This is a genomic window from Salipiger sp. HF18, assembly GCF_011806505.1.
Taxonomy (GTDB): domain Bacteria; phylum Pseudomonadota; class Alphaproteobacteria; order Rhodobacterales; family Rhodobacteraceae; genus Salipiger; species Salipiger thiooxidans.
The window spans coordinates 1-25,172 of record NZ_JAATOS010000027.1 but is presented as its reverse complement, the minus strand read 5'-3'; the positions used below and the strand labels follow the sequence as shown (position 1 = coordinate 25,172).

The window sequence follows — 25,172 nt, the reverse complement described above, 5'->3', positions numbered from 1 at the left end:
CTCGGCGGCTTTGCGGCCATTGCGCTGGCCTATGCCTTCGTGCTGCGCCGGGTCAAGGCTCGGGCGGATGCTCAGGCCGAGGCGCGCGCCGCGGCCCCGGCGGCGCCTGCGCGCAAGCCGGGCTTCTCGGGCGCCGAGCTCGAGCGCTATGCCCGCCACATCGTCCTGCGTGAGCTCGGCGGGCCGGGGCAGAAGGCCCTGCGAGAGGCCAGGGTGCTGGTGATCGGCGCCGGCGGGCTTGGCGCACCGGCGCTGCAATATCTCGCCGCGGCGGGGGTGGGCACCATCGGCGTCATCGACGACGACGTGGTGGAGAACGCCAACCTGCAGCGGCAGGTGATCCACAGCGACGCGCGGATCGGCATGCCCAAGGTGTTCTCGGCCAAGGAGGCGATGGAGGCGCAGAACCCCTATGTCGAGGTGCGCCCCTATCACCGGCGACTCGACGCCCCGACGGCGGAGGCGCTTTTCGCCGAGTATGACGTGATCCTCGACGGCACCGACAACTTCACCACCCGCTACCTTGCGAACGCTGCCGCCGTGGCGGCCGGCAAGCCGCTGGTCTCGGGCGCGCTCAGCCAGTGGGAGGGGCAGCTTTCGGTCTTTGCCCCCGCGAAAGGCACGCCCTGCTACCAGTGCCTCTTCCCGGAGGCGCCGGCGCCGGGGCTTGCGCCCTCCTGCGCCGAGGCCGGGGTGCTGGGGCCGCTGCCGGGGGTCGTGGGCGCGATGATGGCGGTGGAGACGGTGAAGCTGATCGCCGGGGCCGGGCAGCCGCTGCTGGGCGAGATGCTGATCTACGACGCACTCTGGGGCGAGACCCGCAAGATCGCCCTGAAGCGGCGTCCCGACTGCCCGGTCTGCGGCGGCTGAGCGCCGCGCCCCGCCGCTTGCGCTTGACCTGCGGCTTGCCATACTGGCCCGGAACCTCACCGGAGTTGCCCGTCATGAAACCTGTCTTCCACGCCTTCGCCGCCCTTATGCTGACCGCCGCCCCGCTCGCGGCGCAGGAGCTGCCGGATCTCGGCGGGCGCGAGATCGTGGTCGCGACCGAGAACGCCTATCCGCCGCTGCAGTTCGTCGATCCCTCGAGCGGTGACGCCATCGGCTGGGAATACGACGCCATGGCCGAGATCGCCGGGCGGCTGAACCTGACGGTGGTCTACGAGACGACCTCGTGGGACGCGATGATCCCCGCGGTCTCGGAGGGGCAGTACGACATGGGCATGACCGGCATCACCATTCGCGACGACCGCGCCGAGGTGGTGGATTTCTCGGACCCCTACATGCGCTCCGAGATGGTCATGCTGGTGCGCGGCGACGAGGAGCGCTTCGCCGACGCCGCGAGCTTTGCCGCGGACGACGACCTGCTGATGGCGGCGCAGCCCGGCACGACGCCCTTCTACGTGGGCGTCTACGACGTGCTCGACGGCGACGAGGCGAACCCGCGCATCCGGCTTTTCGAGACCTTCGGGGCCGGGGTGCAGGCGCTCAGGGTGGGTGACGTGGATCTCGTCCTGACCGACGGCACCGCGGGCGAGGGCTACGTGGCGGCCTCGGACGGCGGGCTGAAGATCGTCGGAGACAAGCTGGGGACCGAGGATTTCGGCTTCATCTTCCCCAAGGGCTCGGATCTGGTGGCGCCGATCAACGCGGCCATCGCCGCGCTGCAGGCAGACGGCACGCTGGATGCACTCAACACCAAGTGGTTCCTCGACTACAAGCTCGGCGAGTGAGGGCGCGGGCGGCTTTCCCGGCGTGACACCCGCGCGCGACAAGGACTTCCCGTGGTGGCTGGTAGCGGTGCTGGCGCTCGGGGCGCTGGGCTATGGCGCGGTGCTGGCGGACGAGCTGCAGGCGCAGATCCTCGCCACGCTGGCGAAGGGCGTGCAGGTCACCGTCTTCGTGACGCTGGTGAGCTTCGCGCTGGCCTCGGCGCTGGGCATGGGCGTGGCGCTGATGTCGCTCTCGGACCACCGCCTGCCACGGCAGCTGGCGCGGTTCTACACCGAGATCGTGCGCGGCATCCCGATGCTCGTGCTGCTGCTCTATGTGGCCTTCGTGCTGGCTCCGGCGCTGGTCGAGCTGCGCAACTGGGCGCTGGGATGGCTCGGGGTGGAGCCTGCCCGGACACGGGACTTCCCGCTGGTCTGGCGGGCGATCCTCGCGCTTACCATCGGCTATTCCGCCTTCATCGCCGAGGTGTTCCGGGCCGGGCTCCTGTCGGTCGATGAGGGCCAGGTCGAGGCGGCGCAGGCGCTCGGGCTCTCGCGCTACCAGCGCTTCCGGCTGATCGTGCTGCCGCAGGCGATCCGCACCATCCTGCCGCCGCTCGGCAATGATTTCGTTGCCATGGTCAAGGACAGCTCGCTGGTCTCGGTGCTGGGGGTGCTGGACGTGACGCAGCTGGGCAAGGTCACGGCGGCGGGGAACTTCCGCTATTTCGAGACCTACAACGTCGTGGCGCTGATCTACCTGACCATGACCATCACGCTGTCGCTGGCGTTGCGCCGGCTCGAGGCGCGGCTGCGCGAGACTCCGAAGGGCTGAGCCCGTGGCCGGTGGCGGATGCCTCCGGCGGGGATATTTGGGGCCATTGGAAGGGCCGGGCGCGGCGCGGGATTGCAGGGGGCGGGACGGGGACATAGCTTTGGGGGGAACAAGGAGTTTCATCCATGACCAACCCGCTGCTTGCCGACTGGGACACGCCGTTCCGGATCGCGCCCTTCGACCGGATTTCCGACGCCGATTTCGCCCCCGCCTTCGAGGAGGCGCTGGCCGCGCACCTGGCCGAGATCGAGGCCATCGCCGACAACCCCGACCCTGCGAGTTTCGCCAACACCATCGAGGCGATGGAGGGCGCGGGCGAGGGGCTCGACAAGGTGCTCTCAGTGTTCTTCTCGGTGGCGGGCGCCGACAGCAACGATGCGCGGCAGGCGCTGCAGCGGGAGTTTTCGCCGAAGCTTGCGGCGCATTCCTCGGCGATCTACGCCAACGCGGCGCTGTTCGCGCGCATCACCGACCTGTGGGAGCGGCGCGACGATCTTGGCCTCTCGGAGGAAGAGGCGCGGGTGCTCCATCTCACCCACCGCGGCTTCGTGCGGGCGGGGGCGGCGCTGACCGGCGCCGAGGCAGATCGCATGAAGGAGGTGAAGTCGCGGCTGGCGGTGCTGGGCACGCAGTTCACCCAGAACCTGCTGAAGGACGAGGCGGCGTGGTTCATGCCGCTGGCCGAAGCCGATCTCGAGGGGCTGCCGGGTTTCGTCGTGGACGCCGCGCGTTCGGCCGGCGAGGCGCTGGAGCAGCCGGGGCCGGTGGTGACGCTGTCGCGCTCGCTCATCGTGCCCTTCCTGCAGTTCTCGCCGCGGCGTGACCTGCGCGAGAGAGCGTTCCGCGCCTGGGCCGCGCGGGGCGAGAACGGCGGGGAGACCGACAACCGCGGCATCGCCGCCGAGACGCTGGAGCTGCGCGAGGAGCGGGCCAGGCTGCTGGGCTACGAGGATTTCGCGCAGTTCAAGCTTGAGACCGAGATGGCGGGCACGCCGGGGCGGGTGCGGGAGTTGCTGATGCAGGTCTGGGAGCCCGCGCGCGCACAGGCCCTGAAGGACGCGGCCGAGATGGAGGAGATGCTGCGCGAGGACGGCATCAACGACGCTTTGCAGCCGTGGGACTGGCGCTACTACGCCGAGAAGCGCCGCAAGGCGCTGCACGATCTCGACGAGGCCGAGCTCAAGCCCTACCTGCAGCTCGAGCGCATGATCGAGGCGGCCTTCACCTGTTCCAGCCGTCTCTTCGGGCTCGAGTTCAAGCCGCTCGACGTGCCGCTCTACCATCCCGATTGCCGCGCCTGGGAGGTGTCCCGCAACGGCGAGCATCTCGCGGTCTTCATCGGCGACTATTTCGCCCGGGCCTCCAAGCGGTCGGGGGCATGGTGCTCGGCGATGCGCAGCCAGGCCAAGCGGCCGAAGCTCGAGACGCCGATCGTGGTGAACGTCTGCAACTTCTCGAAGCCCTCCAAGGGCAAGCCCGCGCTGCTCTCCTACGACGACGCCCGCACGCTCTTCCATGAGTTCGGCCACGCACTGCACCAGATTCTTTCGGACGTCGAGTTCGGCTCGGTCTCGGGCACCTCGGTGGCGCGCGACTTCGTGGAGCTGCCGAGCCAGCTCTACGAGCACTGGCTCGAGGTGCCCTCGGTGCTCGAGGAATTCGCCACCCACGCCGAGACCGGCGCGCCGATGCCGAAGGCGTTGCTCGACAAGGTGCTGGCGGCGGCGACCTTCGACATGGGGTTCCAGACGGTGGAATACGTGGCCTCGGCGCTGGTGGACCTGGAATTCCACTCGGGCCCCGCGCCGGCGGACCCGATGCGCAAGCAGGCCGAGGTGCTCGAGCGGATCGGCATGCCGCAGGCGATCACCATGCGCCACGCCACGCCGCATTTCGCCCATGTCTTCTCGGGCGACGGCTATTCCAGCGGCTACTACAGCTACATGTGGTCCGAGGTGATGGACGCCGACGCCTTCGCGGCCTTCGAGGAAGCGGGCAGCGCCTTCGACCCGGAGACGGCGAAAAAACTCGAGAAATTCATCCTGTCCAAGGGCGGCTCGCGCGAGGCCGAGGAGCTCTACACCAGCTTCCGCGGCCGGATGCCCGGCGTCGAGGCCCTGCTCAAGGGGCGCGGGCTCGCTGCCTGACCCGGCTGGCGCGGGGGCCGGGCGCACCCGTGCCCGTCCCGGACATCAGAAGGCTTCGCGGGTGATCGTGAAGCCTTCGTTTTCGAGAAGCTGCAGAACGCCATCCTCGCCCGGCAGGTGGGCGGCACCGAAGGCCGCGACAACGGGTGCCTCGCTTTCGGCGGCGGTTCGCAGGAGGATGGGCAGCCACGCGTGGTTGCGCCGGGCCAGCAGCGCGTCGGTGGACTCGGCCATCAGGGCACTTGCCTCATCGGGCTCGTAGAGCCCGGTGCGGATCATCAGGATCTCGGAGAACTTCCACATCTCGCCCGCCTGCTCGTCGAAATAGGCGGCGATGGTGGTGGCGAAACTGTCGGCATCCTCCTCGCCGCCGGCGGCAAGGCTGGCGCCCATCATCTCGATCTGCTCGTCCAGCGGCTCTTCGTTGAAGAGCGCGAAGATCGTGTCATAGGGCTCGAGCGCCACCGTGGGCACGCCCTGGGCCGTGGCCAGCGCCTCGAGCCGCACGTCGAGCCCGTCCTGTTCCTGCATGGCAGTGGCGGCGCAGGCGGGGATGGCCAGCATCATCGACAGGTACCAGGGCCGCATCTTGGCGGCCATCACCGCCGGAACGCCGCGCGCCCGGGCGGCCTCGGCCAGCATCTGCCAGTCCTCCTCGGGCATCAGCTCGGGCAGGGTCTGCTCGGTGAGCAGCAGGAGCTCGGGCCGGGTGGTCATCGCCTCGATGAGCTTGTCCTGCTCGGTCTTCGGCAGCTCCAGCAGCAGGGCACCGGCCTCGGCGATCACCGGCTTCAGCCGCTCGAACGGGGCGTCCAGCCTCGGATCGCTCAAGTGCAGCGTGCCGACGAGGTGGATCACCTCGTCGCCGCGCTCGGCGCGCCAGCGGTTGCCCTCGGGGTAGGGCATGTCCTGCATCAGTGCGTCGAGGCGGGCGCGCTCGTCCCCGGTCAGCGTGAGGCGCAGGTCCTCGCCCTCGCACTGGGCCTGCGCGGCGACGGGGGCAAGCAGGAGGGCGAGGGCAAGAAGGGTGCGACGCATGGCAGGGACCTTTCACGTGGAACATTCAGCGCGACGCTAGCGCGTTTGGCGCGGGACATGAAGCAGATGCCACGCCGCCGGTGCGCGGGTTTCCGAGGGGCGCGCCGGGCGGGGGATGGACAGTGGCGGGGCGCGCGGCCACTCTGCGCGCTATGGAGCGGGAAAGCGAACTCTATGCGCCGGTCAAGGCGCTGCTGGCGGGGCAGGGCTACGACGTCAAGGGCGAGGTCGGCGCTGCCGATCTGGTGGCCGTGCGGGGCGACGAGGAGCCGGTCATCGTCGAACTCAAGTTGCGGATTTCGCTGGCGCTTTTCCACCAGGCTGTGGCCCGGTTGTCGGTCTGCGACGCGGTCTACATCGCGGTGCCGAAGCCCGGCGGACGCAGCGCGCGGCGGGCCCTGCGCGACACCCTCGCGCTTTGCCGGAGGCTGGGGCTCGGCTTCATCACCGTACGCGACGGGCGGGCCGAGGTGCAGTGCGATCCGGGGCCCTATGCGCCGCGCCGCAACAAGGCCAAGCGGGCGCGGCTTCTGCGTGAATTCCAGCGCATCAGCGGCGACCCCAACGACGGCGGCGCCACCCGGCACGGCATCGTCACCGGCTACCGGCAGGAGGCGCTGCGCTGTGCTGCGCACCTGGCCGAGCATGGCGCCTCGCGCGGGCGGGACGTGGCGGCGGCGACCGGCGTCAAACTGGCGACGCGGCTCATGGCCGACAACCATTACGGCTGGTTCGAGCGCGTCGAGAAGGGCATCTACGCGCTGACCGAGACCGGCCGGGCCGGTCTCGTGCACTGGGCCGACAGCTGGTGACGCGGGCTCAGATCTCTTCGGTGCGGGCGGCGGCCTCGGCCTCGTTTGCGGCCTCCGCCCGGGCGCGCTGCTTTGCCTTGCGGGCCGCGATGCGCTCGCGGTTCAGGGTGTAGAGCCCCGACGCCACGATCACCGCGCAGCCGAGCAGCGTCCAGAGATCCGGCAGGTCGGCGAAGAGTATGAAGCCGTAGAGCGTGCTCCACAGGATCATCGAATATTGCATCGGCGCGACCACCACCGCCTGCGCCACATCGAGCGCGCGGATCATGAAGATTTCGCCCACGCCCGCGCAGAGCGCCATGAGCGGGGCCACGAACCAGATCCACGACGCGCCGGGCGTTTCCCAGACGAAGGCGATGGGCAGGGTGAGGATCAGCGTCGAGGTGATCGAGGTATAGGCCACCGTGGTGGCGATGGTGTCGTCGCCGCTCAGCATCCGCGACAGCAGCTGCCGCGAGGCGAAGGCGGTGGCGGCGGCCACGGCCATGAAGATCGCCGGGTGGAAGACCCCCATGCCGGGGCGGATGACGATCAGCATGCCGGCGAAGCCCACGGCCACCGCGGCCCATCGGCGCCAGCCGACGGGCTCCTTCAGGAACAGCCCGGCGATGGCGGTGACGATAAAGGGGGCGATGAAGGTGACCGCCGTGGCATCCGCGAGCGGCACGTGCTGGATGGTCAGGATGAAGAAAGCGGCGGAGCAGGTGGCGAGTACGCCGCGGCCGATCTGGATGACCGGATGGCGGGTGCGCATCAGGTGCAGGCCGCGCATCCCCAGCATGACGAGCACGCCCATGAACAGCCCGATCTGGCGCATCCAGACCACCTGCAGCGCCGGCAGCTCTGTGGTCAGCAGCTTGGCCATGGCGTCGGTGGCGCCGAAGAACACGAAGCCGAGGGTGATGAGGGCGATGCCCTTCATGTTGTCGGGCGCGCGGCTGGCCGCGGAAGGCGGCACCGGCAGAGATGCGGCGGGATGGGTCGGCATGGGGGAGGGACTCGGGAAGGTGGCGTGTGGCTATGGTATACCAAATCACGTTTGCGCGTCGGGCGCCATGCCCTGTCTTGCAAGGCCGACCCGGCGGATTCCGGCCGGGGGGCTTTCGCTCGTCGCGATCGTGCATAGATGCGGTCCAGCGGGCGCTCCCGGAGGGCCTGCCGCAGCCCGCGAGGGCGCGGTTTTTTTCCGGGTCGAGCCTGTTGACACGACTCGCGTCGGTGCCTAGCTATGCGCCATTAGCACTCCACTTCAGTGAGTGCTAACGACCCCGCCGGGGTCGTGATACAGGGACAAACTTTGAGCCAGGAGTACTCGAAGATGGCATTCAAACCGCTTCATGACCGTGTGCTGGTCCGCCGCGTTGAGAGCGACGAGAAGACCAAGGGTGGTCTGATCATCCCCGATAGCGCCAAGGAAAAGCCGGCCGAGGGTGTCGTGGTCGCATGCGGCGATGGCGCCCGCAAGGACAGCGGCGAGCTGATCTCGATGGCCGTAAAGGCTGGCGACCGGATCCTGTTCGGCAAGTGGTCGGGCACCGAGGTCAGCATCGACGGTGAAGAGCTGCTGATCATGAAGGAATCGGACATCCTTGGTGTGACCGAGGCCGCGTAAGCGCCGATCCTCACGGACGAACGGCGGCCCCCGCGCCGCCCAACCCCAACAGAATTCAGGAGATTTGCACATGGCTGCAAAGGACGTGAAGTTCGATACCGATGCCCGCACCCGTATGCTGCGCGGCGTGAACATCCTCGCCGACGCGGTGAAGGTGACCCTCGGCCCGAAAGGCCGCAACGTGGTGCTCGACAAATCCTTCGGCGCCCCCCGCATCACCAAGGACGGTGTGTCGGTGGCCAAGGAGATCGAACTGGAAGACAAGTTCGAGAACATGGGCGCGCAGATGGTGAAGGAAGTCGCTTCCCGCACCAACGACGAAGCCGGTGACGGCACCACCACCGCGACGGTTCTGGCTCAGGCCATCGTCAAGGAAGGCATGAAGTCGGTCGCAGCGGGCATGAACCCGATGGACCTCAAGCGCGGCATCGATCTGGCAACCGCCAAGGTCGTCGAGGCCATCAAGGCCGCTGCCCGCCCGGTGAACGACACCAACGAAGTCGCTCAGGTCGGCACCATCTCTGCAAACGGCGAAGCCGAAATCGGCCGTCAGATCGCTGACGCGATGCAGAAGGTCGGCAACGAGGGTGTCATCACCGTCGAAGAGAACAAGGGCCTCGAGACCGAGACCGACGTCGTCGAAGGCATGCAGTTCGACCGCGGCTACCTGTCGCCCTACTTCGTGACCAACGCCGACAAGATGATTGCAGAGCTCGACGACTGCATGATCCTCCTGCACGAGAAGAAGCTCTCCTCGCTGCAGCCGATGGTTCCGCTGCTCGAGTCGGTGATCCAGTCGCAGAAGCCGCTGCTCATCATCGCGGAAGACGTCGAAGGCGAAGCGCTGGCGACCCTCGTGGTCAACAAGCTGCGCGGCGGCCTCAAGATCGCAGCCGTCAAGGCACCGGGCTTCGGCGACCGCCGCAAGGCCATGCTGCAGGACATCGCGATCCTGACCGGCGGCCAGGTGATCTCGGAAGATCTCGGCATGAAGCTCGAGAACGTGACCGTGGACATGCTTGGCTCGGCCAAGAAAGTCTCGATCACGAAGGACGAGACCACCATCGTCGACGGTGCTGGCGAGAAAGCCGAGATTGAGGCACGCGTGTCCCAGATCCGCACCCAGATCGAGGAAACCACCTCGGACTACGACCGTGAGAAGCTGCAGGAACGCGTTGCCAAGCTGGCAGGCGGTGTGGCCGTCATCCGCGTCGGCGGCATGACCGAAGTCGAAGTGAAAGAGCGCAAGGACCGCGTCGATGACGCACTGAACGCGACCCGCGCGGCCGTTCAGGAAGGCATCGTGGTCGGCGGCGGCGTTGCCCTGGTGCAGGGTGCCAAGTCCCTCGACGGGCTGGAAGGCGCCAACAGCGACCAGAACGCCGGCATCACCATCGTCCGCAAGGCTCTGGAAGCTCCGCTGCGTCAGATCGCCCAGAACGCGGGCGTCGACGGTTCGGTCGTGGCTGGCAAGATCCGCGAAAGCGAAGATCTCAAGTTCGGCTACAACGCTCAGACCGACGAATATGGCGACATGTTCAAGTTCGGCGTGATCGACCCGGCAAAGGTCGTCCGCACCGCTCTGGAAGATGCGGCATCGATCGCAGGCCTGCTCATCACCACCGAGGCGATGGTTGCCGACAAGCCGCAGAAAGACGCGCCTGCTGGCGGCGGCATGCCCGACATGGGCGGCATGGGCGGCATGATGTAATCACTCCTGCCTGCAGGAGTGACCGGGGCGGGCAACTGCCCCGGGCCGCTGAAGACCTTCGACAGGGGAGCCCTCGGGTTCCCCTGTTTTTTTATGCCGTGGTCACGCTTTACGTGATGTCGGAACGCCTCGCGCCGCCTGCCGTTGGTCTGCAAACGACCAAAGGAAAGGATCCAGCGATGGAACGCTTCATCGGAAAAACCGTCATCGTCACCGGCGCGAGCTCGGGCATCGGCGCCGCCACCGCCCGCCGCTTCGGGCGCGAGGGGGCGAATGTGGTGCTCGTCTCGCGCACGCAATCCAAGCTTGACGCGGTGGCCGCGGACATCCCCTCCGCCAGGGTGGTGGCCGCCGACCTGTCGACCCGCGATGGCGTCCGCACCGCCGCCAGCGGTGCCCGCGAGGCCTTTGGCCGCGTCGACGTGCTGGTCAACAACGCCGGCACGGCCGTCATGGGCTCCATCGAGGAGGTGGGCGAGGATGGCTGGGCCGAGGTCATGGAAACCGATGTCACAGGCGTGTGGCGGCTCACCAAGGCGCTGTGGCCCGATCTCAAGGCGAGCGGCGGCAACGTCGTGATGACCTCGTCGGTGTCGGGCCTCGGCGGCGACTGGGGCATGCACGCCTACAACGCCGCCAAGGGGGCCATCACCAACCTGACGCGGGCGCTCGCGCTCGACGCCCGCGAGAGCGGCGTGCGGGTGAATGCGGTGAACCCCTCTTTCACCAAGACCGAGCTCACCTCGGGCATGGTCGAGAACGACGCGCTGGTGGCGAAGTTCCTCGAGCACATCCCGCTGGGGCGCCCGGCCGAGCCCGAAGACATCGCCGACGTGATCGCCTTTCTCGCCAGCGACGACGCGCGCTTCGTCAACGGTGTGAACCTGCCGGTGGACGGTGGCCTTTCGGCCTCGAACGGTCAGCCGCCGCAGGCCTGACCCCTTGAACCCGTGCCGCCGGTGGTCTTTCTGGCGGCATGGAGTTTCCCGACGATTCCTTCGAAGCCCCCCATTGGGAGAAGGGCACCCGCGTGGCCGGCGTCGACGAGGTCGGCCGCGGCCCGCTGGCCGGTCCCGTGGTGGCGGCGGCGGTGGTGCTCGACCCGCGCTGGGTGCCGCCGGGGCTCAACGATTCAAAGAAGCTCACGGCGAAGCGCAGGGCGCGTCTGTCGGCCTGGCTCTGGGAATGTGCCGAGGTCAGCATCGGCAGCGCCAGTGTCGAGGAGATCGACCAGCTGAACATCCTCCAGGCCAGCCTGCTGGCCATGCACCGCGCCGTCACGGGGCTCGAAAACGCCCCCGGACACGTGCTTGTGGACGGGCGTTTTCTGCCGCCCCAGCTCCCGTGCGAGGCGACTCCGATTATCAAGGGCGATGGCCGGTCGGTGAGCATCGCGGCTGCTTCGGTGGTCGCGAAAATCTGGCGCGACAGGCTGATGCGGGATTTGGCGCAACACCATCCCGGCTACGGCTGGGAAACCAACGCCGGTTACGGGTCCAAAAGCCACAAGCTGGCGCTCCAGAATCTTGGTGTGACCCCTCATCATAGGCGATCCTTCAAGCCGATACACAATATCTTGTGGCAAGCGCAAAGCGCAAGTGACTGATTCAAAAAAGAAATTGACCACGAATCACCTTTGACTCATCTTTGTCGTCAACCAACGAGTGCAAAAATGCACCAAAGGGACTGAGGCAGAGATGAACGCGATGACCAAGACGAAGGGCGTGAAAACGCTCCCTCTAAACACGATTCTGGACGGTGACTGCATCGAGATGATGAACAGTCTGCCGGAGGAATCCGTCGACCTGATCTTTGCAGATCCCCCTTACAATCTTCAATTGAAGGGCGAGCTTCACCGCCCGGACAACTCCCGCGTCGACGCGGTGGATGACCACTGGGACCAGTTCGCGAGCTTCGCCGCCTACGACCAGTTCACCCGCGAGTGGCTCGCCGCCGCCCGCCGCGTGCTCAAGCCCAACGGTGCAATCTGGGTCATCGGCTCCTATCATAACATCTTCCGCGTCGGTGCCGCGCTGCAGGATGCCGGCTACTGGATTCTGAACGACGTGGTGTGGCGCAAGTCCAACCCGATGCCGAATTTCCGCGGCAAGCGCTTCACCAACGCCCACGAGACGATGATCTGGGCGTCGAAGTCGGATGCGGCGAAATACACCTTCAACTACGAGGCGCTGAAGGCGCTCAACGAGGGCATCCAGATGCGCTCGGACTGGGTGCTGCCGATCTGCAACGGTGGCGAGCGGCTCAAGGATGCCAACGGCGACAAGGCACACCCGACGCAGAAGCCGATGAGCCTGCTGCACCGGGTGCTGGTGGGCTCCACCAACCCCGGCGACGTGGTGCTCGACCCGTTCTTCGGCACCGGCACCACCGGAGCCGTGGCAAAGATGCTGGGCCGCGACTGGATCGGCATCGAGCGCGAGGCCGCCTACCGCGAGGTGGCGACGCGCCGGATCGCCGACATCCGCGCCTTCGACCGTTCGGCGCTGGAAGTCACCCGTGCCAAGCGCGCCGAGCCGCGCATCCCCTTCGGCCAGCTCGTCGAGCGCGGCATGCTGCGCCCCGGCGAGATGCTGGTCTCGCCTTCGGGAAAGGTCGCCAAGGTGCGGGCCGACGGCACGCTCGTGGGCGATGACGTGAAAGGCTCGATCCATCAGGTCGGCGCCCATCTCGAGGGCGCCCCGTCCTGCAACGGCTGGACCTACTGGCACTTCCGCAAGGACGGCAAGCACGTCCCCATCGACGTGCTGCGCCAGCAGATCCGCGCTGAGATGGCCGCCCGCCCGCACTGAGCCAGCGGGCTCCAGCGAACACCAGAAGAACAATCGGAACACCGCCGGTGCCTGTCACGACAGGCACAGACTGGCCCCGTCCGCCTGTGCGGACGGGGTTTTTTCTTGGCGGCCTGCCGTCTCGTTGCGAAGGCTGTGGCCGGAAGCGGTGGCGTGGCGCATGGCATGTCGCACGACAGCCCGCGCAAGGCGTCCAGCGCGCCGGGGCACCCTGGAACTCCTCCCCGCCGGGAGATACGGCGCCCGACCGATCCGCGGCGCCCGGGCAGAGGCGCAGGGCGCGCACCCGATTGACCTCGGCTGCCCCAGCGGTCATTTGTGCGCAAACGGAGGGACGTATGGATCTGCGCGCGATACTCATGGGGCTGGCCTTTGCGGTCATGTGGTCCTCGGCATTCACCTCGGCACGCATCATCGTCACCGCCGCCCCGCCCATGGGCGCGCTGGCGCTGCGCTTCCTGCTCTCGGGGCTGCTGGCCGTGGCCATCGCCCGGATGCTGGGGCAGAGCTGGCGTCTGAACCGCGCGCAATGGCGCGCCACGATCATTTTCGGGGTCTGTCAGAACGCGCTCTACCTCGGCCTCAACTTCGTCGCGATGCAGACCGTTCAGGCCTCGCTCGCCTCCATCGTCGCCTCCACCATGCCGCTGGTCGTGGCGCTGGCGAGCTGGCTCTGGCTGGGCGAGCGCCTGCGGCCGATCGGCTACGCCGGGCTGCTGGCGGGCGTGCTGGGCGTGGCGGTGATCATGGGCGCGCGGCTGCAGGGCGGCGCCGACCCGCTGGGCGTGCTGCTCTGCGTGCTGGGCGTGCTGTCGCTGGCGGTTGCCACGTTGTCCGTGCGGGGGGCCGTCTCGGGTGGCAACGTCATGATGATCGTCGGACTCCAGATGCTTGTGGGCAGCGCGCTGCTCTGGCCGCTGACCCTGGCCTTCGAGACGCCCGAGATCAGCTGGTCCTGGGAACTGATCGCGGCCTTCGCCTACACAGTGCTTGTCCCGGGAGTCGCCGCGACCTTCGTCTGGGTGCTGCTGGTCGAACGCATCGGGGCGATCCGGGCGGCGACTTTCCACTTCCTCAACCCGTTCTTCGGGGTGGCCATCGCAGCGCTGCTGCTGGCCGAACCGATGGGCCGCTACGACGTGATCGGCGTGGTGATCATCACCGTGGGCATTCTCGCGGTGCAGCGCTCGCGCGTGGCGATGCGTTGAGTTTTCCGGATCTGCCGAAGGGTTTGTTTACACCTCTCTGATAGCTCACATGCCTGCCGGGCGAAGCGCGCGGACGGAACAGGAGCATAGCAGCGAACATGAGACGGTTTTCCATCAGGATTCAGATCCTGGCCCTTGGCATGATCTTCGTCTTGCTTCTCGCGGTCAGCGGTGTGCTGTCCTGGACCGTGCAGAGCAAGGTCGCGCACGAGGTGACCTTGACCTTCGACATCTTCAAGCAGAACGAACTCATCGCGCGGGTGCGCGAGGATATAGAGCAGGCCCGCCTCGACCTGCTTAGGATCGCGCGGGCCGAGAAGGGCTCGGTCGACAGCATGCTTGGCAACCTTGGCGAGATCACGCGCGATATCGGCAACGAGGTGCATTTCTTCCGCGAGACCGAGAGCGGCGCGGCCGCCCGGCCCGAATTCGCGGACAGGCTCGAAGCGGTGGCGGCCGGAATCGCCGCGATTGCGGTCGAAGTGACCGAGACAGCCGGAGAGTCGGGGCGCGGCTTCCTCGGCGTGAACATCCGGCCGCTCTACGACAAGATGAACGAACAGATCGCCGCGGTCGACGAGATCCAGGAGGTTGTGCGCGTGCAGGCGATCGCGACCGAGCAGACCTCGCAGGCCAGCGTGTCGCAGAGCAAGATCGTGCTGGCCGCCTCTCTGATCGCGGTCACCGCCGTGTCGTTCGTGCTGGTCCTGGTGTTCGGACGGCTGCTGGCGCGCCCGGTCAACGATGTGGCGGGGGCGGTGCAGCGCATCGCAAAGGGCGACTATGCCTCCGAGGTTGCCGGAACCCAGCACGGTGACGAGGCCGGTGCCATCGCCCGCAGCCTCGAGGAGCTGCGCGACGCGCTCGGCCGCGCCGAAGCGGCTGACTCGCGGGAGAAGGCCGTCAACGCCCGGCGCATGTCGCTGTTCGAAGCGCTCGGAGGCGCCATGGGAGGGCTGTCGCAGGGCCGGCTCGACGAGCGGCTCGACGCCTCGGAATGGGGCGATCTGGGTGAGAGCTACAAGAAGATCTGCGACGATTTCAACGGGCTCTCCGAGAAGATCGGCGACTTGATGGACTCGCTGCGTGAATCCGCCGACATGGTGCAGCGCAACTCGCGCGAGCTGTCGAACATGTCGACCGAGATGTCGCGCCGCTCCGAGGTGCAGGCCGCCACGCTCGAGGAATCCGCCGCCGCGCTCGAGGAGATGTCGAGCAGCGTCCGCGCCGCCGCCGAGCGGGCCGATGACGCCGACCGCCGCGTGGTGGATGGCCGTCGCCGCGCCGAAGAGGGCGGGGCGATCATGGAGCGGGCGCTGGCCGCCATGAGCTCCATCGCCGCGTCGTCGGACCAGATCACCCAGATCATCAGCGTCATCGACGACATCGCCTTCCAGACCAACCTGCTGGCGCTGAACGCGGGCGTCGAGGCGGCACGCGCAGGCGAAAGCGGCAAGGGCTTCTCGGTCGTGGCCTCCGAGGTCCGCTCGCTGGCGCAGCGCGCCTCGGAATCCGCGCGCGAGATCAAGACGCTGGTGTCGAACAGCTCGCAACAGGTCAAGGACGGTGGCCAGCTGGTGGAGCAGACCGGCGCGACGCTCTCCGACATCGTGCGCTACGTCACCGAGGTCTCTGAGATGGTGGGTGAGATCGCCGTCGCCGCCAAGGAACAGTCCGCGGGCCTGCAGGAGATCAACGTGGGCGTGGCCGAGCTCGACAAGGTCACCCAGCAGAATGCCGCCATGGTGGGCGAGACAAGCGCCGCGAGCCAGCAGCTCAGCTCCGAGGCGGAGCGCCTGACCTCGCAGCTCAACCGCTTCTCCGGCGGGGATGGCTACGTCGAGCTCGAAGAGGTGACCCCGGTCTCCGCACCCATCGAAGAGTTCGGACCGGCGCCCGACTCCGCCTCGGCGCCCCGCCCGCAGCGCCGCGCCGCAAATGGCGACGCCGCCATGTGGGAGGATTTCTGACCACCGCTGCCGAGCCAGCGCGGCGCGCAACAGGCGCCGCGCATCAGTTCCGTTTCGACAAGACGGGATCTAGGGCGTCAGCCGATCCGGCCGCGGTTGCCACCGGTCTGGCCCCGGTGCAGCAGCAGGTGGTCGAGCAGCACGCAGGCCACCATCGCCTCGCCCACCGGTACCGCGCGAATGCCGACGCACGGGTCGTGACGGCCCTTGGTGATGATCTCGGTCTCTTCGCCAGACTTGGTGATCGTCCGCCGCGATGTCAGGATCGACGAGGTCGGCTTCACCGCGAAGCGCAACACGATGTCCTGCCCGGTCGAAATGCCACCGAGAATGCCGCCCGCATGGTTCGAGCTGTAGATCGGCCCGTCCGGCCCCATGCGGATCTCGTCGGCGTTCTCGGAACCGCGCAACGCCGCCGCCGCCATGCCCTCGCCGATCTCCACGGCCTTGACCGCGTTGATCGACATCGCCGCCGCGGCAAGATCGGTGTCGAGCTTGGCGTAGATCGGTGCTCCCAGCCCCGCAGGCACACCGCGCGCCGTCACCTCGATCACCGCCCCGACGCTGTCGCCGGACTTGCGCAGGTCATCGAGATAGCCGGCCCAGGTCTCGGCAGCCGTGGCGTCGGGGCACCAGAACGGGTTCCCGGCGATGACGGCCTCATCGAAATTGGCGCGGTCGATGCCATGCGGACCCATCTGCACCATGTAGCCGGTGATCTCGAGACCGGGCGCCAGTTCGGCCAGCGCCGCCCGCGCCAGGCCACCCGCCGCGACCCGGGCTGCGGTCTCGCGCGCCGAGGACCGGCCGCCGCCGCGATAGTCGCGGATGCCGTATTTCTGCCAGTAGGTGATGTCGGCGTGGCCGGGGCGGAACTTCTCGGCGATGTCTCCGTAATCCTTGGAGCGCTGGTCGGTGTTCTCGATCATCAGCTGCACCGGTGTGCCGGTGGTCACGCCCTCGAACACCCCGGACAGGATCCGCACCGCGTCGGGCTCGCGCCGCTGCGTGGTGAACTTGTTCTGGCCCGGCTTGCGCTTGTCGAGCCATTGTTGAAGCATGGCCTCGTCGATCGCCACGCCCGGAGGGCAGCCGTCCACCGTCGCCCCCAGCGCCGGGCCATGGGATTCGCCCCAGGTGGTCACGCGGAACAGGTGGCCGAATGTGTTCATGCTCATGGCGCAGGTCTCCTTGTCCGGGGCATCTCCTAGGCCAGCAACGGCTGCGGCTCAAGGGATTTCACCTTGCACGGTGCCAGCGGCGCGGTTACCAATTCCGACACCTCGGGGTGTCCGGCCGGTGCGCGGCAGGGCTGAGATGCGAGCGTCGCGAACCCGTTGAACCTGACCCGGTTAACACCGGCGGAGGGAAGGTGACGGCAATCCGCCCGGTCGAGCCCAGCGATGCCCAGTCTTGCCCTCTCGCCGCAAGTCTGGAGGATGCCATGAAGACCACGGCCACCATCTTTGCAGCGGGATGTCTCACTGCCGGCACCGCGCTGGCCGATCTCCCCGTTCTGACCGTCTACGCCGGCGATTACGTCGTCTCGGAGTGGGGACCCGGTCCGAAGATCGAGGAGCTGTTCGAGGCGGAATGCGGCTGCGACCTGCAGTTCAAGCCTGGCGACCTACTGCCGCGGATCCTGCTCGAGGGCGAGCACACAGAGGCCGACGTGGTCTTCGGGCTCAACACCGACGTGACCAAGAAGGCGCGCGAGAGCGGGCTCTTCGCGCCGCACGGGGTGGACCTGTCGCCGCTGACGCTGCCCATCGATTGGACCGACGAAATCTTCCTGCCGTACAATTACGGCCATACCGCTTTCGTCTACAACACCGAGCGCCTGTCCGAGCCGCCCGAGAGCTTTGAGGCGCTGCTGAACGCGCCCGATGACCTGAAGATCGTGATCCAGGACCCGCGCAGCTCGATCTCCGGGCTCGCCACGGTGCTCTGGGTCGAAGCGATCTATGGCGACGGTGCCGAGGCCGCGTGGGAAAAGCTGGCGCCCAAGATCCTCACCGTCACCAAGGGCTGGTCCGAGAGCTACGGGCTCTTCACCGACGGCGAGGCCGACATGGTGATGAGCTACACCACGAGCCCCGCCTATCACATCATCGCCGAGGACGACCGCACGAAGAAGGCCGCGATCTTCCCCGAGGGCCACTACTTCATGGTCGAGCTCGCCGCGAAGCTGGCGAACACCGACCAGCCCGAACTGGCGGATGCGTTCATGGAATTCCTGCTCAGCGAGCCGTTCCAGGAGATGATCGCGACCGGCAACTGGTCGATCCCGGCCGCCCTGCCGCGCGACCGCTGGCCCGAGGGCTTCAGGGAGCTCGATCTGCCCGAGAAGGTGCTGTTCTACACCGAGGACGAGGCCGCCGAGCTGCGCGACACCGCCATCGACGCGTGGCGCCGGGCGCTGTCGCGCTGAGCTGAACCTTGGCGGCGCCACTGACCTCCCTGCGCTGGCGGAGCGCCTTGCCCGCCGCGCTGGCGGCCCTGGCGGTGGCGCTGCTGACGCTCGCCCCGGTGGCGGCGGTGTTGCTGCGCGCCGGCGGGTGGGGGCAGCTCGGAGCGGGCGACTGGCAGGCACTGCGCTTCACGCTGATGCAGGCGGTGCTGTCGGGCGCGCTCAGTGTGGCGCTGGCGGTGCCGGTGGCGCGGGCGCTGGCGAGGCGCCGCTTCCCGGGCCGCGGCGTGCTGGTGGCGCTGATGGGCGCGCCCTTCATCCTGCCGGTGATCGTGGCAGTGCTCGGCCTGATCGCGGTCTTCGGCCAGAACGGGCTGGTGAACGCGGTCCTGCGCAGCCTCGGCCTGCCCGGCATGACGGTCTACGGCGTGCATGGCGTGGTCATGGCGCACGTGTTCTTCAACCTGCCGCTGGCGGTGCGCCTCTTGCTGCAGGGCTGGCTCTCGATCCCGGCCGAGCGCTTCCGGCTTGCCGCGTCGCTGGGCCTGAGCCCCTGGGCGACCTTTCGCGTGCTCGAGGCGCCGATGTTGCTGCGCATCGCGCCGGGCGCCTTCGCGGTGATCTTCGTAATCTGCCTGTCGAGCTTTGCCGTGGCGCTGACGCTGGGCGGAGGCCCACGGGCGACGACGGTGGAGCTCGCGATCTACCAGGCGGTGCGCTTTGATTTCGACCTCGGGCGGGCTGCGCTGCTGTCGGTGATCCAGCTCGGGCTGGCGCTGGCGGCGGGGCTGGTGGCGCTGCGGCTCGGCGCGGGGACCGGATTCGGCGCTGGCCTCGACCGGGTACAGCAGCGCTGGGACGGGCAGGGGGCCACGGCGCGGATCTGCGACGGGCTCTGGGTGGCGCTCGCGGCGGCCTTCCTGCTGACGCCGCTCTTGCTGGTGGTGCTGCGCGGTCTCCCGGGGCTTCTGCTGCTGGGGCCAAGCACGTGGCAGGCGGCGGGGCATTCGGTGAGCGTGGCGCTGGCCTCGACGGTGCTCTGCATCGCCTGGGCGCTGCCGCTCTCGACCCGGAGCGGCGAGCTCGTGGGGCTGGCCGGCATCGCGCTGTCGCCGCTGGTGTTGGGCACGGGGCTGTTCCTGATCGTGCGGCCCTATGCCAACCCGCTGACCCTCGCGCTGCCGGTGACGGCGCTGGTCAACGCGCTGGTCTCGCTGCCCTTCGCGCTGCGGATCCTGCGTCCCGAGGCCGAGGCGATCCGGGCGGATTACGCCCGGCTGTCGCAGGCGCTGGGGCTGACGCCGCTGGCTTGGCTGCGGCTGGTGCTGCTGCCTCGGCTGCGGCGCCCGCTGGGCTTTGCCGCGGGGCTGACGGCGGCGCTGTCGATGGGCGATCTCGGGGTCGTGGCGCTGTTCGCCGACCCCGACCGCGCGACGCTGCCGTTGCAGGTCTACGGGCTCATGGGGTCCTATCGCATGGAGGCCGCGGCGGGCGCGGCGCTGCTGCTGCTGGTGCTGAGCTTCGGTGCCTTCTGGCTGTTCGACAGGGGAGGGCGGGTGAATGCTGACGCTGGCTGATCTGCGCTACGGCGAGGGGGAGTTCTCGCTCTCGGCCGATCTTGAATTGGCGCCGGGGCGGCGGGTGGCGATCATCGGGCCCTCCGGGGCGGGCAAGTCGACGCTGCTCGACCTCATCGCCGGGTTCCGCCTGCCGGAGAGCGGTCGCCTGTCGTGGCGGGGCGAGGACATCACAAGTGCCACGCCAGACCGGCGGCCGGTGGCGATGCTGTTCCAGGAAAACAACCTCTTTCCCCACCTCACGCTGACGCGGAACCTCGGTCTTGCGCTCAGGCCCGATGGCCGTCGCCTCGGGGCCACCGAGGCCGCCGCGGTCGGGGAGGCGCTGGAGCGGGTCGGGCTCGCGGGGCTGGGCGGGCGCAGGCCCGGCGCGCTTTCGGGCGGGCAGCAGAGCCGCGCCGCGCTGGCGCGGGTGCTGCTGCAGAAACGGCCGGTGATTGCGCTGGACGAGCCCTTCGCGGCGCTGGGTCCGGCGCTCAAGGTCGAGATGCTCGAGCTCGTGCGCACCGTTGCCGCTAAATTGGGGGCGCTGGTGCTGCTGGTCAGCCACGACCCGCAGGACGCGCAGCGCTTTGCCGAGGAGGTGGTGCTGGTGGCCGAGGGCGTGGCGCATCCGCCGGTCGGGACCATGGCGCTCTTCAACGATCCGCCGGAGGCGCTGCGCCGCTACCTCGGGTCCTGAGGGGCCCGCCGCCAGACGGAATCACGGACATGAAAAAGCCCCGCGCGATGGCGGGGCTTTCTTGCTTTTCAGGGGAGGCGATCAGGCGTCCTTGTGCTTGATCGGGCGCCAGATCCGCTTGTTGGTGAGGTAGAGCAGCACCGACAGCAGGGTAAGGAACAGCACGCCGACGAAGCCCGCGTGCTTGCGCGCCATCATCTTCGGCTCGGCCGCCCACATCAGGAAGGCCGCGATGTCCTGCGCCTCGTGGTGCAGTTCGTTGGGGTGGCCGTCGGCGAATTCCACGTCCTCACCCGCGAGCGGCGGGGCCATCGAGATCCAGCCGGTCGAGAAGGCGTGGTTCTCGTAGAAGGTCGTGCCCGCTTCTTCCTTGGTCTCGCCGGTGTAGCCGGTGAGGACCGAAGCGATGTACTCGGCGCCGCCCATGCCGTTGAAGAGCTGGCTCAGGCCGGTGCCGTAGGGGCCGTGGAAGCCGGCGCGGGCCTTTGCCATAAGCGACAGGTCCGGAGCGCCGACCGAGGTGTTGGCCGGGAAGTGGTCGGTCGGGGTCGCCGGGCGGAAATCCTCGAGCTCATCGTCGTAGATCTCGAAGTTCTGGGCCGCGTAGGCGCGGACCTGATCCTCGGGGAACTGCGGGCCGCCCTCGTCTGCGAGGGTGCGGAAAGGCACGTAGCGCAGGCCGTGGCAGGCGGAGCAGACCTCGGTGTAGATCTGCAGGCCGCGTTGCAGCTGCATCTGGTCATAGGTGCCGAAGGGGCCTTCGAAGGAGAAGTCGTAATCCTCGACGTGACCACCTTCCCCGGCGGCATAGGCGCCGCCGGTCGCAAGGCCGAGAGCCACAGCGGTCGAAAGGGCAAGTTTCCTGAACATGTTCATCTGTCCTTTCTCTGTCACTCGGCCGGGGTCGCCGAGGTGGCGCCCTTTTCCGAGGACTTGCCGTAGTGGGCTTCGAAGTCTTCCTCGATGGTCGCGGGCTGCGGCAGCGGCTTCTCGAACACGCCGAGCAGCGGCAGGATCACGAAGAAGTAGCCGAACCAGTAGGCCGCGCCGATCAGCGAGAAGCTGGCATAGGGCTCTTCCGCAGGCATGGCACCGAGCCACATCAGCGCGATGAAGTCGATGACCAGCAGCCAGAACCACCACTTGAACTGCGGACGGTACTTGCCCGAACGCACCGACGAGGTGTCGAGCCAGGGCGCCAGCGCCATGGCGATGATGGCACCGAACATCGCCAGCACGCCGAAGAACTTCGCGTCGACGATGCCGCCGGTGATGGCGGATGCGATCTGCACGACCCAGACTTCCGAGGTGAAGGCGCGGAGGATCGCGTAGAACGGCAGGAAGTACCATTCGGGGACGATGTGCGCCGGGGTCGAGAGCGGGTTGGCCTCGATGTAGTTGTCCGGGTGGCCGAGGTAGTTGGGCATGAAGCCCACGATGGCCCAGAACACCGCGAGGATGACCGCGAGGGCGAAGACGTCCTTGATGACGTAGTAGGGCCAGAACGGCACGGTGTCCTTCTCGGCCTCGGCCTTGGAGCCGCGGCGGACGTCCACGCCGGTCGGGTTGTTGTTCCCGGTCGAATGGAAGGCCCAGATGTGCACCGCCACCAGCGCCGCGATGACGAAGGGCAGCAGGTAGTGCAGCGAGAAGAAGCGGTTGAGCGTGGCGTTGTCCACGGCCGGTCCGCCCAGAAGCCAGGTCTGGATCGGCTCGCCGATCAAGGGGATGGCGCCGAACAGGCCGGTGATCACGGTGGCGCCCCAGAACGACATCTGGCCCCACGGCAGCACGTAGCCCATGAACGCGGTGCCCATCATGCACAGATAGATGAGCATGCCGATGATCCAGGTCACCTCGCGCGGGGACTTGTACGAGCCGTAGTAGAGGCCGCGGAAGATGTGCAGGTAGACCGCCACGAAGAACAGCGAGGCGCCGTTGGCGTGGAGGTAGCGCAGCATGAAGCCGCCGTTCACGTCGCGCATGATGTGCTCGACGCTGGCGAAGGCCATGTCCACGTGCGGCGTGTAGTGCATCACCAGCACGATGCCGGTGGCGATCTGCAGCACAAGGCAGAAGGTCAGGATGATGCCCCAGATCCACATCCAGTTGAGGTTCTTGGGCGTGGGGATCATGATCGTGTCATAGAGAAGACCGACGATCGGCAGGCGCTTGTGCAGCCAGCGCTCGGGTCCGGTCTTGGGTTCGTAATGGTCGTGCGGAATACCCGACATCTTGCGTGCCTCCTCAACCCAACAGGATGGTGGTTTCTTCGACGAATTCCGCGGCCGGAACCGGGAGGTTCTGCGGCGCGGGCCCTTTGCGGATGCGGCCCGCGGTGTCGTAGTGCGACCCGTGGCAGGGGCAGAACCAGCCGCCGACGCCGCCGGCGGTGAACTCGCCCGCGTTGCCGATCGGAACGCAGCCCAGGTGCGTGCAGACGCCCATCATGACAAGCCACTCGCCGGCTTCGTCAAGCGTGCGGTTCTGGTCGGTCGCCTGTGCCCCGCTGTCGATGTTGGCGTTGCGCGCGACCGAGTCGACCAGCTGGCTCATCTCGACGCTGCGGCCTTCCTCGATCTCGGCTTCGGTGCGGCGGCGGATGAACACCGGCTTGCCGAGCCATTTCACGGTCAGCTGCGTGCCGGTATCGACCCCGGACACGTCGACCCGGATGGTGCTGAGCGCCCGCACGTCCGCCGACGGGTTCATCTGGTTGACCAGAGGCCAGACGGCGGCACCGGCGGTAACGGCACCGGCTCCTGCGGTTGCGTAGTAGAGGAAGTCCCTCCGAGTGCCTTCGTGATCTTCAGCGTGTGTCACGGGGTATTCTCCATTCCTCGCGGCCAACATACGCGGCCAAATGCTGGGGGGCCGTCTCCCTGAACGGCCTGTCCGCTCGCGTATTTAGCGATCTGACATGTGCCCGTAAAGCAATCATGAACTTGTGATCGGGACAAGTGCGCATCTGTCGCAATTGAATCCTCGGCGCGACAGGATTATCTCTGCGGGAAAATGCCGCAATGCCCCGGAGCATCTCCCCATGAAGACCTTGATTCTATCAGCGATTGTGTCCGCTGCCGCCCTCGCCGCGACGCAAGCGGCCGCGCAGGACTACGAAATGTCGGTCTACACCGGGTGGCAGACCGCGCCGCACAGCCGCATCTCGGGGGATTACCCGGGCACCGGCGAGGATTACGACGCGCTGATCGGCTGGGACGGCAAGAGCTTCGAGATGCCCCCGTACTGGGGTCTTCGCGGCACCTGGTGGCGCAGCGACACCTTCGGGGTGGCGCTGGAATTCACCCATGCCAAGGTCTACGCGAACGAGGATGACCGGGACGATGCGGGCTTCGAGACGCTCGAGTTCACCGACGGCATCAACCTCCTGACCGTCAACGCCATGCGCCGCTGGCCCGAACAGTGGGGCAAGATCACGCCCTTCGTCGGCGCCGGTGTCGGCATTGCGGTGCCGCACGTCGAGGTCGCGACCACCGGCGGCAGCGACGACACCTTCGAATACCAGTACACCGGCCCGGCGGTGCGCCTGCTCGCCGGCGCGAGCTACCCGATCAACGACCGCTGGTCGGTCTACGGCGAATACCAGTTCACCTACTCGTGGAACGAGGCGGACCTGGACGGCGGCGGCTCGCTGAACACCGACATCAAGACCAACGCGCTGAACGTGGGCCTGTCGCTCAAGTTCTGAGCGCGGGACCTCTGCACGGAAAAAGGGGCGGTCGGAAACGGCCGCCCCTCTTCTTTTGCAGGGTCCATGCTGAAATGCCGCAGGATCGCTGCGGCAATATGCCTAGCGCTTGCGCACGAATTCCGTGCGCAGGACAAGCCCCTTGATTGCGTCGTGGCGGCAATCGATCTCGTCAGGGTTGTCAGTGAGGCGGATCGAGCGGATCACCGTACCCTGTTTCAGGGTCTGGCCGGCGCCCTTCACCTTGAGATCCTTGGTCAGCACCACGGAATCACCGTCTGCCAGCAGGTTGCCGGCAGAGTCGCGCACCTCGGCCGCGGCCTCGGTCGTGCCCACCTCGGAGGCCGGGCGCCATTCGCCGCTGGCCTCGTCATAGATCCATTCACTGTCGTCGGCCATTTCCGGTCCTTTCATGCAGAAGGGTCGTTGCCGGCCGCGCTCCGGCGGCGGCGCGGCAACATCACGATCACCGCGGCGACATAGGCCACGCAGAAGACCACCAGCGTGATCCACGCGTAGGTCACCGCCGCCGCCAGCACGAAGGCCACGCCCACGAGGAAAAACTTGGCGCTCTTACGGGGGATGCGGGTGGTCTTGAACGACCAGGTCGGGATGCGGCTGATCATCGAGAGGCCGATCAGCACCATCCACGCGGTAAGCACCAGGTCCGGCAGGAAGGGCCCGGTGGCGAAGGCGAAGCTGATGAACATCGGCAGCATTACCAGCATCGCCCCCGCGGGGGAGGGCACGCCGGTGAAATAGGCGTTGTCGTGGGTCTTGTCCTCGGACTTGCGCTGTACGTTGAACCGCGCAAGCCGGACCACCGCGCAGACCGCGAAGAGCAGCACCGCGAGCCAGCCGAAGCTGCGGCTGTCCTCGAGCGCCCAGGTGTAGAGCAACAGGCCGGGGGCGACGCCGAAGTTGAGGAAGTCGGCAAGG

The 25,172-nt window shown here is 67.7% G+C and carries 24 protein-coding genes and 1 riboswitch; of the genes, 16 read left to right on the top strand and 8 right to left on the bottom strand.

Annotation, left to right across the window (positions count from 1 at the left end; translation table 11 throughout):
- From HC022_RS05275 to HC022_RS05260, 4 genes are all read left to right on the top strand, one after another.
- A partial coding sequence (locus HC022_RS05275; RefSeq protein ID WP_167451660.1) for a molybdopterin-synthase adenylyltransferase MoeB occupies positions 1–870 on the top strand: 870 nt, incomplete at its 5' end.
- 74 nt (positions 871–944) lie between these two features.
- The gene (locus HC022_RS05270) at positions 945–1,733 is read left to right on the top strand and encodes a transporter substrate-binding domain-containing protein (RefSeq protein ID WP_167451658.1); all 789 of its coding nucleotides are present in this window, start codon (positions 945–947) and stop codon (positions 1,731–1,733) included.
- Between the two features lie 22 nt (positions 1,734–1,755).
- Positions 1,756–2,547 carry an amino acid ABC transporter permease gene (locus HC022_RS05265; protein ID WP_167451657.1) on the top strand — a complete coding sequence of 264 codons (792 nt, stop codon included), beginning with the start codon at positions 1,756–1,758 and terminating at the stop codon, positions 2,545–2,547.
- Positions 2,548–2,672: 125 nt separating this feature from the next.
- Positions 2,673–4,694 carry a M3 family metallopeptidase gene (locus HC022_RS05260; RefSeq protein WP_167451655.1) on the top strand — a complete coding sequence of 674 codons (2,022 nt, stop codon included), beginning with the start codon at positions 2,673–2,675 and terminating at the stop codon, positions 4,692–4,694.
- A 45-nt stretch (positions 4,695–4,739) separates the two neighbouring features.
- Here the strand turns inward: HC022_RS05260 and HC022_RS05255 are convergent, their stop codons facing one another.
- Positions 4,740–5,732, bottom strand: coding sequence for a TraB/GumN family protein (locus HC022_RS05255; RefSeq protein WP_167451645.1), 993 nt, complete (start codon positions 5,730–5,732; stop codon positions 4,740–4,742).
- 152 nt (positions 5,733–5,884) lie between these two features.
- Between HC022_RS05255 and HC022_RS05250 the strand changes: the two genes are divergently transcribed.
- Entirely contained in the window at positions 5,885–6,544 is a 660-nt protein-coding gene (locus HC022_RS05250) for a DUF2161 domain-containing phosphodiesterase (RefSeq protein ID WP_040383672.1), read from the top strand.
- A gap of 7 nt (positions 6,545–6,551) precedes the next feature.
- Here the strand turns inward: HC022_RS05250 and HC022_RS05245 are convergent, their stop codons facing one another.
- Positions 6,552–7,532 (bottom strand): DMT family transporter, encoded by a 981-nt coding sequence (locus tag HC022_RS05245; protein ID WP_167451643.1) that lies wholly within the window; start codon positions 7,530–7,532, stop codon positions 6,552–6,554.
- Positions 7,533–7,862: 330 nt separating this feature from the next.
- On the opposite strand from HC022_RS05245, the gene HC022_RS05240 reads away from it, so the two are divergent.
- The 7 genes from HC022_RS05240 (at position 7,863) to HC022_RS05210 (ending at position 15,855) form a co-directional block, all read left to right on the top strand.
- The gene (locus HC022_RS05240; protein WP_008883425.1) at positions 7,863–8,156 is read left to right on the top strand and encodes a co-chaperone GroES; all 294 of its coding nucleotides are present in this window, start codon (positions 7,863–7,865) and stop codon (positions 8,154–8,156) included.
- Between the two features lie 70 nt (positions 8,157–8,226).
- Entirely contained in the window at positions 8,227–9,867 is a 1,641-nt protein-coding gene (gene groL, locus HC022_RS05235; protein WP_008883487.1) for a chaperonin GroEL, read from the top strand.
- Positions 9,868–10,046: 179 nt separating this feature from the next.
- Positions 10,047–10,805 carry an SDR family NAD(P)-dependent oxidoreductase gene (locus HC022_RS05230; RefSeq protein ID WP_167451641.1) on the top strand — a complete coding sequence of 253 codons (759 nt, stop codon included), beginning with the start codon at positions 10,047–10,049 and terminating at the stop codon, positions 10,803–10,805.
- Between the two features lie 38 nt (positions 10,806–10,843).
- The gene (locus HC022_RS05225; protein ID WP_040383670.1) at positions 10,844–11,473 is read left to right on the top strand and encodes a ribonuclease HII; all 630 of its coding nucleotides are present in this window, start codon (positions 10,844–10,846) and stop codon (positions 11,471–11,473) included.
- A gap of 100 nt (positions 11,474–11,573) precedes the next feature.
- Positions 11,574–12,677 (top strand): site-specific DNA-methyltransferase, encoded by a 1,104-nt coding sequence (locus tag HC022_RS05220; protein ID WP_152335342.1) that lies wholly within the window; start codon positions 11,574–11,576, stop codon positions 12,675–12,677.
- A gap of 338 nt (positions 12,678–13,015) precedes the next feature.
- Positions 13,016–13,885, top strand: a complete 870-nt coding sequence (locus HC022_RS05215) for a DMT family transporter (RefSeq protein ID WP_008883093.1) — start codon at positions 13,016–13,018, stop codon at positions 13,883–13,885.
- Positions 13,886–13,983: 98 nt separating this feature from the next.
- Positions 13,984–15,855: a methyl-accepting chemotaxis protein gene (locus HC022_RS05210; protein WP_167451639.1), complete on the top strand. Its 1,872-nt coding sequence runs from the start codon at positions 13,984–13,986 to the stop codon at positions 15,853–15,855.
- 77 nt (positions 15,856–15,932) lie between these two features.
- Here the strand turns inward: HC022_RS05210 and aroC are convergent, their stop codons facing one another.
- Entirely contained in the window at positions 15,933–17,033 is a 1,101-nt protein-coding gene (gene aroC / locus HC022_RS05205) for a chorismate synthase (RefSeq protein WP_167451637.1), read from the bottom strand.
- A 96-nt stretch (positions 17,034–17,129) separates the two neighbouring features.
- A riboswitch (TPP riboswitch) is annotated at positions 17,130–17,242 on the top strand.
- Between the two features lie 57 nt (positions 17,243–17,299).
- On the opposite strand from aroC, the gene HC022_RS05200 reads away from it, so the two are divergent.
- The 3 genes from HC022_RS05200 to HC022_RS05190 are packed head-to-tail and all read left to right on the top strand — an operon-like array spanning position 17,300 to position 20,524.
- A complete protein-coding gene (locus HC022_RS05200) occupies positions 17,300–18,286 on the top strand; it encodes a thiamine ABC transporter substrate binding subunit (RefSeq protein WP_089963288.1) in 987 nt (328 codons plus the stop codon).
- A gap of 8 nt (positions 18,287–18,294) precedes the next feature.
- Entirely contained in the window at positions 18,295–19,842 is a 1,548-nt protein-coding gene (locus HC022_RS05195; protein WP_254884946.1) for a thiamine/thiamine pyrophosphate ABC transporter permease ThiP, read from the top strand.
- A complete protein-coding gene (locus HC022_RS05190; RefSeq protein WP_167451636.1) occupies positions 19,826–20,524 on the top strand; it encodes an ATP-binding cassette domain-containing protein in 699 nt (232 codons plus the stop codon). The genes HC022_RS05195 and HC022_RS05190 overlap by 17 nt, the downstream gene beginning before the upstream one ends.
- Before the next feature lie 81 nt (positions 20,525–20,605).
- On the opposite strand, the gene HC022_RS05185 is transcribed toward HC022_RS05190, so the two are convergent.
- From HC022_RS05185 to petA, 3 genes are read right to left on the bottom strand one after another with little or no spacing between them, the layout of a single operon-like run.
- Entirely contained in the window at positions 20,606–21,394 is a 789-nt protein-coding gene (locus HC022_RS05185; RefSeq protein ID WP_040383765.1) for a cytochrome c1, read from the bottom strand.
- Between the two features lie 20 nt (positions 21,395–21,414).
- On the bottom strand, positions 21,415–22,758 hold the full coding sequence (petB, locus tag HC022_RS05180; RefSeq protein WP_008883358.1) for a cytochrome b: 1,344 nt from the start codon (positions 22,756–22,758) through the stop codon (positions 21,415–21,417).
- Positions 22,759–22,771: 13 nt separating this feature from the next.
- Positions 22,772–23,347: a ubiquinol-cytochrome c reductase iron-sulfur subunit gene (gene petA, locus HC022_RS05175; RefSeq protein ID WP_040383666.1), complete on the bottom strand. Its 576-nt coding sequence runs from the start codon at positions 23,345–23,347 to the stop codon at positions 22,772–22,774.
- Positions 23,348–23,567: 220 nt separating this feature from the next.
- Between petA and HC022_RS05170 the strand changes: the two genes are divergently transcribed.
- Positions 23,568–24,233, top strand: a complete 666-nt coding sequence (locus tag HC022_RS05170; protein ID WP_167451634.1) for an outer membrane protein — start codon at positions 23,568–23,570, stop codon at positions 24,231–24,233.
- Positions 24,234–24,335: 102 nt separating this feature from the next.
- Here the strand turns inward: HC022_RS05170 and HC022_RS05165 are convergent, their stop codons facing one another.
- A complete protein-coding gene (locus HC022_RS05165) occupies positions 24,336–24,632 on the bottom strand; it encodes an alkylphosphonate utilization protein (RefSeq protein ID WP_167451632.1) in 297 nt (98 codons plus the stop codon).
- Between the two features lie 11 nt (positions 24,633–24,643).
- Positions 24,644–25,172, bottom strand: a 529-nt coding sequence (locus HC022_RS05160) for a phosphatidylcholine/phosphatidylserine synthase (RefSeq protein ID WP_167451630.1), incomplete at its 5' end; no start/stop codon positions are given.